9 protein-coding genes and 2 pseudogenes are annotated in these 10,698 nt (G+C 41.4%); 9 read left to right on the forward strand and 2 right to left on the reverse strand.

What is annotated here, in order from left to right:
• Nucleotides 1-160: 160 nt before the first annotated feature.
• From I8752_RS38880 to I8752_RS29535, 4 genes and pseudogenes are all read left to right on the forward strand, one after another.
• A pseudogene (locus tag I8752_RS38880) lies at nucleotides 161-418 on the forward strand (IS630-like element ISAcma28 family transposase); the annotation flags it as partial.
• A gap of 74 nt (nucleotides 419-492) precedes the next feature.
• Nucleotides 493-888: pseudogene (locus I8752_RS29525) on the forward strand (transposase); the annotation flags it as partial.
• A gap of 521 nt (nucleotides 889-1,409) precedes the next feature.
• Nucleotides 1,410-1,895 carry a hypothetical protein gene (locus I8752_RS29530; protein ID WP_214435770.1) on the forward strand — a complete coding sequence of 162 codons (486 nt, stop codon included), beginning with the start codon at nucleotides 1,410-1,412 and terminating at the stop codon, nucleotides 1,893-1,895.
• Between the two features lie 79 nt (nucleotides 1,896-1,974).
• Entirely contained in the window at nucleotides 1,975-3,054 is a 1,080-nt protein-coding gene (locus tag I8752_RS29535) for a glycosyltransferase family 4 protein (RefSeq protein ID WP_214435771.1), read from the forward strand.
• 157 nt (nucleotides 3,055-3,211) lie between these two features.
• Here I8752_RS29535 and I8752_RS29545 read toward each other — a convergent pair whose 3' ends face one another.
• Nucleotides 3,212-3,640 carry a DUF6174 domain-containing protein gene (locus I8752_RS29545; protein ID WP_318780909.1) on the reverse strand — a complete coding sequence of 143 codons (429 nt, stop codon included), beginning with the start codon at nucleotides 3,638-3,640 and terminating at the stop codon, nucleotides 3,212-3,214.
• A gap of 520 nt (nucleotides 3,641-4,160) precedes the next feature.
• Complete coding sequence (locus I8752_RS29550; protein WP_214435774.1) at nucleotides 4,161-6,389, reverse strand: glycoside hydrolase family 10 protein; 2,229 nt, start codon at nucleotides 6,387-6,389, stop codon at nucleotides 4,161-4,163.
• Nucleotides 6,390-6,880: 491 nt separating this feature from the next.
• On the opposite strand from I8752_RS29550, the gene I8752_RS29555 reads away from it, so the two are divergent.
• From I8752_RS29555 to I8752_RS29575, 5 genes are all read left to right on the forward strand, one after another.
• A complete protein-coding gene (locus I8752_RS29555; protein WP_214435775.1) occupies nucleotides 6,881-7,318 on the forward strand; it encodes a DUF6918 family protein in 438 nt (145 codons plus the stop codon).
• A 653-nt stretch (nucleotides 7,319-7,971) separates the two neighbouring features.
• Nucleotides 7,972-8,835 carry an STAS domain-containing protein gene (locus I8752_RS29560; protein ID WP_214435776.1) on the forward strand — a complete coding sequence of 288 codons (864 nt, stop codon included), beginning with the start codon at nucleotides 7,972-7,974 and terminating at the stop codon, nucleotides 8,833-8,835.
• A 17-nt stretch (nucleotides 8,836-8,852) separates the two neighbouring features.
• Nucleotides 8,853-9,266 carry an STAS domain-containing protein gene (locus I8752_RS29565; protein WP_214435777.1) on the forward strand — a complete coding sequence of 138 codons (414 nt, stop codon included), beginning with the start codon at nucleotides 8,853-8,855 and terminating at the stop codon, nucleotides 9,264-9,266.
• Between the two features lie 4 nt (nucleotides 9,267-9,270).
• Nucleotides 9,271-9,651, forward strand: a complete 381-nt coding sequence (locus I8752_RS29570) for an anti-sigma regulatory factor (RefSeq protein WP_225895988.1) — start codon at nucleotides 9,271-9,273, stop codon at nucleotides 9,649-9,651.
• 4 nt (nucleotides 9,652-9,655) lie between these two features.
• A complete protein-coding gene (locus tag I8752_RS29575) occupies nucleotides 9,656-10,660 on the forward strand; it encodes an ATP-binding SpoIIE family protein phosphatase (protein WP_214435779.1) in 1,005 nt (334 codons plus the stop codon).
• Nucleotides 10,661-10,698 lie beyond the last annotated feature (38 nt).

Below are 10,698 nucleotides of genomic sequence, written 5' to 3' on the forward strand. Positions count from 1 at the left end.
GAAATTAGCCCCGAAAAAGGTTAAAGCCTCGCCCCTTGTGGCGCGAAAAATCCTTGTATTGCACAAGATAGGTTGAAACCCCGCCCCGAAGGGGGCGGCTTAGTTTCCCTACTCCCCAATCCCTACTCCCTACTCCCTTTTATAGGTTGACCAAGCACCTGCTCATACCAGTTCAGCAATTTGTTGGCCGGAAAATATTATTCCTCTGTTTCAACTACCATCAGCCCCTGAACTCAATCCCATCGAAAGACTTTGGCAATTTCTCAAAAAACCTCTAAAAAATCAAATTTTCTCTTCTTTACAGGCTTTACGCGATCGCATCCAAGAAATCTTTGACCAACTTACATTTGAGCAGGTAATTTCTATCTCTTCTTATCACTTTATCCTCGAAGCTCTATTCTATGCAGCTTCATATTAAATTGGTATAAGCCCTCTTTTGTTACTACGGGGAGAGTATAATCAGGAAGAAAGCAGACAAAGCAAGTAAAAGGAATGGTTACGCCGCGCAGACAGCCAGTAAGCACAGTGGCATTCATAGATAACTATTGCCAACACTATTATTCGTTGTTTGAGGACGTGAGGCATTTTGAAGCCTTCAAATTCTTACATTTAGGCATACTTTCAGAAATTCCGCGAAAAACCCTACCCCTAATAGCTAAAACAGTAGGGTTAAAAGATAGCCAAACACTACATCATTTTTTGAGAGATGCACTGTGGGATGTCAAAAAATTAAGAGAAATTAGGCTGTGGTTGATAAAAACGTTTATTGGTGAAAGAGAAATAATTTTATGTATTGACGAAACCGGAGATAAGAAAAAGGGAAAATCAACTGATTATGTGACTAGTCAATATATTGGAAACTTAGGCAAGACAGAGAATGGAATAGTATCGCATTCAGGCTACTTATTTTCAGTTTCATGCCCAAACTCAATCAACATCTAGTTCAGAATTACCTTCATCAATAGACTTTAATTATTCTCAACATAGTCAACATCCTAATTGGGAGCATGGTAAAACATGGAAGAGTGCCTTAAATAATCTGAGATTAATTATCCAACCATATATTTTTTACTGTTTGATTCAACCTTGGCTCAAAGTATTCCACATTCCTGGCATGAAACGCTGCTTTCTGAAATTAATCGACTTTATGAATGATTTTCGCGCTTCTCCTCTCAGTTTCCTTCTTGCTAGTTGAATCTCTTATTGTTTTTTCTTTTCCTAAAGTAACAAAAGAGGCATAAGTCCTAATAAAATGAGAGTTGCTATTTATTAGTCAGCAATCACTTGCATAAACCTCCTTTTGTCACGAAAATAGGCTAAAAAGCTAACGCTGAGAACAATCGAACTACTGGAACCTTGACGAAAGTAAGGTTAGAATCGCAAGAACGGTGTAAATCTGAAGTGGAATTATGAAAACTGCTGAAAAATTAGCTGCGGGTTGGCTACTAACACTCGGATTCATGTTTTTAACACTATCAGTATCAGCGATACTTGAGAAAAATAGTATGCTGAAGCCAATCCCAAAAGGTGATGCAGAGGAAGTGCAAGACTTTGTGAATAAAGATGCTCTTTATTTCCTTGATACTACTGCTAGACAAGGTATAATTTTTGGCGTTCCAACTATGGTGCTAGGTGGATGGTTAAGCGTAGCATTATACCGTCAAGGCAGACGTGAGGAAAAGGCAATTCAGGAACAAGTAAGCGATCGCCTACAATCGCTTTTCTATCACATGTTACAACAAAATCAAGGGCGGGTAACTGTTTTAGGATTTGCAATGCATTCACAACTACCAGCAGTAGTAGCCAGACAATATCTAGATGAAAAAGCTAAAGAATTTAATGCGAATTTTCAAGTCAACGAGGAAGGGGCTGTATCTTATCATTTTGATATCTAAATAGTAATTCGATTGATTTATCAAAACTAGGCAGTATCAAAATATTTAAGATTAACTGAATATAGCGATTCTTGAATAAATGACTATTTCTGCCAAAACTTTGAAATTACTCTTTGTTTCCACTCCTGTTGGCCCCCTCGGTAGTGGGCTTGGGGGCGGCGTAGAATTGACTCTGTATAACGTTGCTCAAGAAATGATTCGGCGAGGACATCACTTACAAATCGTCGCCCCCACAAATTCTACTTGGAACGATTTACCATTGGTACAAATTCCTGGCAATTTACAAATTATTGCCCAAAGCCAAGAACGTAAAGATCCTATTACTATGCCAGAAAATTCTCTGCTGGCGAATATGTGGGATTATGCTCGTCAAGTTCAAGCTAACTATGACTTAATTGTGAACTTTGCTTACGATTGGTTGCCATTCTACCTCACACCTTTTTTCCATCGACCAATCGCTCATTTAGTCAGCATGGGTTCGCTAAGTAATGCTCTAGACGAAATTATCAAAAAATTAGCACAGCAATTTCCTAATACGATTGGCTTTCATACTCAAACTCAAGCTGCTACTTTTGCTCTTGAGCAGCAGTCTGCTATTCTTAGTAACGGCATTGATTTATCACTATATGATTTTTGCAGCGAACCAAAACAACAACTAGCCTGGGTAGGTAGAATTGCCCCAGAAAAAGGTTTAGAGGATGCAGTCGCAGCGTCACAAGCGACAAATATTCTTCTAAAAATTATGGGTAAAATTCAAGATGATTTATACTGGCAAAAAATTTGTCAAAATTACCCAAATGCGCCTTTAGAATACTTAGGATTTTTATCAACAAATCAAATGCAGCAGGTACTACGCCAGTGTAGAGCATTACTAATGACACCTCGTTGGGTAGAAGCATTTGGAAATGTGATAATCGAGAGCCTAGGCTGTGGAGTACCAGTGATTTCTTATCGTCGGGGTGGCCCGGCGGAAATTATCCAAGATGGCAAAACTGGTTTTTTAGTAGAACCCGATCGCGTTCCTGATTTAATAAATGCGATCGCTCGTCTGGATGAAATAGACCGTCAAGCCTGTCGCCAGCAAGCAGAAACAGAATATTCTCTCCAAGCACTAGGCGATCGCTTTGAAAATTGGTTCTACAAAATTTTACATTCCTGACAGTTAGCGAGATGATATTTCAATTGTGGTATGGCTTTGGAAGTTGCTCTCAAAGCTATAGCCGTAACCACACCCTTTAAGACAGTATTGATTGCTCAAAGCCTCAAAGCAACTGGGTTTTTACTCAGCACTCAGGACTCAGCACTTTGTTATATATTTAAAGTTTCTTGAAATTCTCAATTGTCAGATATAATTCTTCGTCGGCTATCTGACTGTTGTAATCGATATTAATTTGGGTTGGATAGCCGAGTTTTTGATTATACTGCACGTTCAGGCTGGATGCTTTACGGTCAATAGCATCCTGAATGACATCAAAAAGCTTAGGAATTGTATTGTAATTTTGAAAAAACTCTGGATTAGCTGGTTTACCAGTAGCTACAGAAGTAATGGAAATTGTTTTACCGTTACGTACTAAAATAACTACTGGCCCTCTAGCTTCTGGCGTACAAAAGCAACTCTTGCTCAGTGTATATTTGTAGCTGGAAATATTTTGCCGATTCCACAAATTGCGATTCAATCTTAATCGCCTTGAATTCAAATTATTGCTTTTCTGTGCTTGTACTATTTGCACAGAATTTTGAGACATTACTGGTGGAATATTCAAGCCTAAAAATATTAATATTCCAGTACTAAGAACGAGCGGTAAACGCATATAATTATTGTTCTTCTGACTCAACATACTAGATACAGTAGATTGCAGGTAAATTGGGTACAAATTGTCATAATCAAGCCATATATTAGGAGACTTTATACGCTATTTTCTGTTCCCTAATTCTTTATTTACTGCTGTATACTTTTATTTACTCGTTTAACTAAAAGTTATCAAACAGAATTCAGGAGTCAGGAGCCAGAATTCAGTATGAATTCTGTGCGACTGGCGGATGAATAAACAGGTTTTAAACCTCCTACAAATTTATAATTTGGAGGTCTTCAATCAGTCGCAAGTCTGAATTCACGACTGATTGATTCTAACTTCTGAATTCTTCAATTTTTTAGTAAAAGGTATTGGAAATTGAGGATTGGGTTTGAACGACTCATGGTTTTATGAGCTAGCTTTATTTCTAAGTTAAAAGACGAAACTTTCTCATAACTTAGATATGAAAAACTTACCGCCGACTGCGAAAACCTTGTCTTCCATTAACTGGATCGAAAAGGACATCGTATTTATCAAAAAATGCGATACCTGGATTTACAAATATTGGAAATTCTGCCTGTGGCGAGATACTCAAAGTCGAGCGATTAAATCCGTCACGAGTTCCTGGTGTCAGACTGTAATCAAAAATGCCATTAATTGCTATCTTCACAGCATTTGCTGGGCGTAATGCTCCTGGCTTAAGTTTACCTGCTGTGGCAGCTGACTTAAATTCAGTCAAACCATTAATAGTTGCAGTATCCGTTATCATGATGCCATTACAAGAATTTTTTGCGGAACTTCCAGCAACAGTTAAACAAACTTTGCTAAGTCGAGAATCCCATCTTTTACCGGGTACACCATCAATTTCGCTTTGTGGACTCCAAGGAACCATTTTGAAATCTTTTTGATTATCGGTAGTCAAACCAAGAATTAAACTGCCATTGTTGTTAGTACCACCATTACCGATCGCAATAAATCCGTTACTCAAATTTCCTGGTAATTTTCTCAACGGATTATAGGGAAGTGACTTTTCAAAATAGTTGACACCAATAATCCCCGAAAATGGTACGCCACTCTTTGCCGAACAATTAGGTTTTTGTGCAGTACATTGGCGACTAGTAACCACCTGTACGGGAACGGGTTCTGCGGCAGGAATCAAACCAAATCGGACATTAGTATAAACTAATTCTCCTTCTAGAATAGTACCATCACTTAATACTTCCTTGATATTTTGACCAGTTCTGCGGATAGGAGCATTACCCAAAAACTCTTTGGGTACTCGCAGTCCTGCCGAGCCTGTATCTAACAAAATACGCTTTGGCTGACCATTGGCGATCGCCACTTGCAGAAAATAGCCGCGAACGCGTTGACCGAGGGAAGGCTTTGTATATAAAGGTAAGGATATGGTGTTAAAAGTTGGCTGGCGGGGTGTATTTTCAGAGATGTCGCGCAGCGCCGGATTTGGGAAAAGAGCTGCAAATGCAGCCTGTCGTTGTTCTGCTGGTTCTGGTGCGATATCCCAAAGGCTCTCGTAGTAGAAAAAGCCGATACCTAAACCGCGTTGGTGTGCTGCTTGTACTTGAGATTGGATTTGTGCTATGGAAACTGGGCGATTTCGTAACCCCGCCATAATACCAATACCAGTTGGGATGATTTGTTGTGTTTCTAATATTTCTGGGCGAGTAATTTGACCGATAAAACTTTCTAGATCGTTACGGTACACCTGCATGACCAACTCATCGACAATACCCAACCGTACCCAATTCAGCCAGTCTTGCAATTGCAGCTTGTAAGCAAAATCATAGTAATTGGGAGAAACAGAGAAAATAGCATTCGGTTTTTGAGCTTTTACAGTTTGGTAGAGGTCTACCATGAATGCAGTGATTTTATCTGCCCGCCATTTTATCCAGGCTTGGGCTTGGGGATTGGGTGGGGGAGGATTGCCAGTTTCTTGAGTATATAAACTAATCGTGTACTTATCGTAACCAAAATCCACAGGTAAACTCATGTTATCGTCAAATTGCACGCCATCGGCATCGTATTTAGCGATAACTTCTGTGACGAGTTCCCCGAAAAACTTTTGCACTTCCGGGTGAAAGGGATTCAACCACGCTACTTCACCCGCAGCACTAATTGAAGTTTGAGTGCCATCCGGTTTTTGTGTCAGCCAATCAGGATGCTGAGACGCGATTTCCGAAGTTAAGGGAACCATGAAACCAAATTCAAACCAAGGTATTGCTAGTAGCCCTTGTCTGCGCGCTTGGCTGATAATATCTGCAATCACATCTTGGCCATCAGTTCCCTTGAAGAAAAAGGGAATATCCATTTTTTGCATGATGGCGCTGGGATAATGTGTATAGCCATCGTTCCAGACTACGGGATAGACAGTATTAAAGTTTAACTGTCGTAGTTGGCTCATGGCTGTTTGCACTTGCGATCGATTCCTGAAAACGCCAAAATCGTTACCACTCAGCCATACCCCACGAATTTCTTGGCGTGGTTGAGGGGGTAGTTGGGCAATAGCAGGAGCGAAGCTGTTGAGTAGTAATACTGCAAAGAATGATATCAAAAATAATAATGGCAACAGACGCTTCCTTAAAAGCCACCAACCTTGACGAATGAGCGATCGCCCAGGGTTGGATAGTAAGTTAGTTAAAGTTCCGTCAACTCCTCTGCTGTTTTTCCAAAACTGACTTGCCATTACTTCTGCTTATTAAATAAGGTTAATTGCTTATATTTCATTCCATACGAATACTAAATTTCTGTACTAGGAAAATTAATACAGTAATTTAGCACAACATAGTTGACGCAGTTATTCGGTTAGTAGTGCCAAGGAAAAATAGATCGCGATCGCTGCTTACGAACCAAGAGAATCAGTCAAGCTATTTCGACTCAATTCTTAGATAGAGCCTAACACTGTAGAGAAAATTGGCTGAGAATGAAACTTTTTGATATCATTCCAAAAATGAATCAAGCCCCCAGCAAACAAAGTAGTGACAATGAAAAACAGCAGGACGTGCATCGCTTTGATTCGCTCAATCTGTAAAATTAGATACTCCAAATATAACTTGGGGTAACGATAGCTCTGACTGCTCTACCTTTGTTTAAACTACCAAAATGAGCTAAAAATTCCAGTAGATAGGAAAATTAATTGAAGACAAATCAAGCAATTTGACATCAAAGAGGAGTGTAATGGGACTTAGCGACGGACTCTTGAACCCGGACAAAAAGACTATGGTCGTAGACGACTGCTGTAACATGATAGAAGCACAGCTTGCTTCTAAGTCAGGCATCAGCGGCATTGCTTTAAAAACAGCTTTCAGCGCCCTTAAAGGGGTCAAGCCAGGATACATTTCCTACGTTGTCGAGCAGCTTCTACCGCAGTGCTGCACAGCGCTCGATCCGATCTGGAGTGAGGGCGTGCAGAATGGCAACCCAGTTGCTTATCTTGATGCAAATCGCTCGCGCACGGCAGAAGCACTGCTAGGCGTTACCGATGAGAGAGTCAAGAGCGCGAAACGCCCAATTGTCCGAGGAACATATGACAAACTCCGCGGTTCAGCGAAAAAACACGTAGAGGAAGCAGTGCCAGACTTTGCCAAGATAATTGATAAATATGCTAGGGTTTGAAGCTAGCAAAAGGGAAGGAGAAGATCGGTTCTTTTCTTATAGCAAAGTGCTGAGTGCTGAGTGCTGAGTTGAAATCCAGTTGTTTCAAAGCTTTAAGCAATCAACACTGTCCTAAAAGGTGTGACTACGGCTATACTTGAGGAATTTTAACTCCTAACTCCCTTGTACAGACGCGATCGCCTGCGTCTGTACTCCTAACTTCTAAATAAAATGCTGTTGTAATCATTTTTGTTGACAGCCACAGGATGAATGAGGAAATACAGGTGGTGCACGAAAACATATGCAAATTAAATGCGCGACAGCTTAAAACCAAAACTCATCAGGATCGCCAACGCAGAGATAGAGGTGTGAGTTAGGGACTCTATACTTACCCTTGAATTCTTTTGTGTCCGCTGTTTTCTCTATTCCGTGAGTCAATTAACCCTTGGTCTTCAGTCGTTTGAGTTAATTGGAACGCAACAAGTTTGTGTGGCACTAATATCTTTATAATTAATGAGTGAATTAAATAGCTTTGAGATACCTATTTCCAACTTAAGTTGGTTGCTCATAGCCTAAGAAATTAAACCAACGCTATGGAGCTAGTTAACTTAAAAGCTTGAAGTACAAATTTATACAAAAAATCTGAATAAGATTTCAGTGAAAGGAATCAATGTATGGGAGCGAGGGACGGAAGTAAAATTCCCGATATTCTAACAAAGTATGAAGGCGAAATATTAGCAGAATGGACTGAGGAATTGATGTCCATCAGCACTCGCAAAGGCCTAATTAAAGAGACACAAATGCGGGAGGAATGTCAAGAATTTCTCTATTTATTGAGCAATGCGGTTCAGGGAGGTAATTTAAGTAATATTCAATCAGCCGAGTGGCAGGAAGTCAGAGAAATGCTGAATAGTATTTCTCGCACGCGATCGCAGCAAGGCTTTACACCATCGGAAACTGCTATTTTTGTGTTTTCGCTCAAACAACCACTCTTCAATTATTTGCGTCAAGAACTCAGCCAAAACCCTACAGACTTAATAGAAGATATCTGGCTAGCAACAACACTATTAGATAAGTTAGGGCTTTTGACGATTGAAGCTTATCAAAAGAGTCGTGAAGAAGTAATTATACGCCAGCAAGAAGAGTTGCTAGAGCTTTCCACTCCCGTAGTCAAGCTCTGGGATGGAATTTTAGCATTGCCGCTGATCGGCACTTTAGACAGCGGTCGGACTCAAGTGGTGATGGAGTCGTTATTGCAGAAAATTGTCGAGACAGGTTCAGAGATTGCCATTATAGATATTACTGGCGTGCCAACTGTAGATACATTGACAGCACAACATTTGCTTAAAACAGTCACCGCCGCTCGGCTCATGGGTGCAGATTGTATTATTAGCGGAATTCGCCCTCAAATTGCCCAAACAATTGTTTATCTGGGAATAGATTTGACAGATACAATTACCAAGTCATCTTTAGCAGACGCTTTCCTGACAGCACTGAAACGCACAGGATTTACAATTGTCCGTCCCCAAGCTAAGTAGAAAGTCAGGAGTGTCTTATGGAACGCATTCCCATACTTCAGATGGGCGAATTCCTACTGGTAACAATCCAAGTAGATATGCACGATCGCCTCGCAATGACTTTACAGGACGATCTCACCAATCGCATTGCCGCCACCAATGCTCGTGGGGTACTAATCGATATTTCTGCCTTAGAAATAGTTGATTCCTTTATTGGCAGAATACTGGGTAATATTGCCAAAATGTCACGAATACTTGATGCTCAGACTGTAGTAGTTGGTATGCAGCCAGCAGTAGCGATTACTTTAGTAGAATTAGGCCTTTCTTTGACTGGTATTCACACTGCTTTAAACGTAGAGAAGGGGATGACACGACTGCGCGCATCGTCAAGTAGAGACGCATCTCATGTCCCTGCCGCCGAGGGGAGCATCAACGGGTATGCAGAGGCTTGAAATTATGAGTATTGAATCTTCTGCGGATGTCGTTTTAGTTCGGCAAGCAGTGCGTCAGTTAGCAGTGGAACTGGGGTTTAGTTTAGTAGACCAAACTAAAATTGTCACAGCAGCCAGCGAACTGGCGCGCAACACTCTCATCTACGGGGACGGTGGTACTGTCAAGCTGGAAGCTCTAGAAGAAGGCAGGCGACGGGGTTTGCGGTTGACATTTGAAGACCAAGGGCCGGGAATTGCCGATATCGATCTGGCACTCAAAGACGGTTTCACCAGCGGTAATGGCTTAGGTATGGGATTGAGTGGTACAAAACGACTAGTCAACGAATTTAATATTATTTCCCGTGTAGGCGAAGGAACTTGCGTCACAATTACAAAATGGAAGTAGAACAATGAGCAATTCCGCCGTTCTATCTATATCAGAGCCGAGTCAGGCAGGTGAAGCGCGGCGAAATGCTGTTGCTCTCGCCAGCAGCCTTGGTTTTAACGAGACGGCAAAAGGCAAGGTGGCAATTGTCGTGACTGAAATTGCCAACAATTTATTACAACATGCCAAAGAAGGGCTGATTTTGCTGCAAACCATCAATAAGCAGAATGTCTTGGGTATTGAAATTTTGTCCCTCGATAAAGGGCCAGGAATTGACAATATCGACGAGTGCCTCCGCGATGGTTTTTCTACTGCTGGTACTCCAGGCAACGGTTTAGGAGCAATCTTTCGCCTCTCGGATGTATTTGAAATTTATTCTCGTCCGAATGAAGGAACCGCCATTCTCAGCCAGCTTTGGGCTGCTCCTTTATCAGCCTCACTACCAGAACAGCTAGAATTAGGGGTGGTATGTCTACCTAAAATAGGTGAAGAAGTTTCCGGTGATGCTTGGGCTAGCAAAGTTAGTCAACAGCTCTGTCTATTATTAGTAGCAGATGGATTGGGTCACGGCCCCTTAGCTGCAAAAGCCTCCCTAGAAGCTGTCAGAATCTTTGAAGAGTCTAACCACAAAAGCCCCAAAGAAATTGTCGAAGCAGCGCATGGAGCATTGCGAAGTACGCGGGGGGCAGCGCTAGCGATCGCCCAAATCAACTTCGAGCAGCAATCCATTAGCTTTACAGGCGTAGGTAACATTGCTGCTAGTTTTCTTTCCCCAGTCAAAAACTATAATCTCATATCACACAATGGTACTGTTGGTCATGAAGCCCGTAAAATCCAAGAGTTTACTCACCAATGGCATCCTTCGGGAATCTTGATTATGCATTCTGACGGCTTGAGTAGCCAGTGGCGATTAGAACGCTATCCAGGGCTGAGTTACAAACATCCCAGCTTAATAGCAGGTATTTTATACCGAGACTTTAATCGCGATCGCGACGATGTCACAGTACTAGTGGCGCGTGAGGGAGGTTAAGGGAGTAGGGGAGTAGGGGGAGATGAGGGAGATGAGGG

This window comes from Dendronalium phyllosphericum CENA369 (genome assembly GCF_016056275.1).
Taxonomy (GTDB): Bacteria; Cyanobacteriota; Cyanobacteriia; order Cyanobacteriales; family Nostocaceae; genus Dendronalium; species Dendronalium phyllosphericum.

What these genes read in the sequence shown, in the direction of transcription:
- I8752_RS29570 (WP_225895988.1), top strand. Translation starts at nt 9,271, where the DNA reads ATGAGTATTGAATCTTCTGCGGATGTCGTTTTAGTTCGGCAAGCAGTG.
- I8752_RS29550 (WP_214435774.1), bottom strand. Translation starts at nt 6,389, where the DNA reads ATGGCAAGTCAGTTTTGGAAAAACAGCAGAGGAGTTGACGGAACTTTA.
- I8752_RS29565 (WP_214435777.1), top strand. Translation starts at nt 8,853, where the DNA reads ATGGAACGCATTCCCATACTTCAGATGGGCGAATTCCTACTGGTAACA.
- I8752_RS29535 (WP_214435771.1), top strand. Translation starts at nt 1,975, where the DNA reads ATGACTATTTCTGCCAAAACTTTGAAATTACTCTTTGTTTCCACTCCT.
- I8752_RS29530 (WP_214435770.1), top strand. Translation starts at nt 1,410, where the DNA reads ATGAAAACTGCTGAAAAATTAGCTGCGGGTTGGCTACTAACACTCGGA.
- I8752_RS29560 (WP_214435776.1), top strand. Translation starts at nt 7,972, where the DNA reads ATGGGAGCGAGGGACGGAAGTAAAATTCCCGATATTCTAACAAAGTAT.
- I8752_RS29555 (WP_214435775.1), top strand. Translation starts at nt 6,881, where the DNA reads ATGGGACTTAGCGACGGACTCTTGAACCCGGACAAAAAGACTATGGTC.
- I8752_RS29575 (WP_214435779.1), top strand. Translation starts at nt 9,656, where the DNA reads ATGAGCAATTCCGCCGTTCTATCTATATCAGAGCCGAGTCAGGCAGGT.
- I8752_RS29545 (WP_318780909.1), bottom strand. Translation starts at nt 3,640, where the DNA reads ATGTCTCAAAATTCTGTGCAAATAGTACAAGCACAGAAAAGCAATAAT.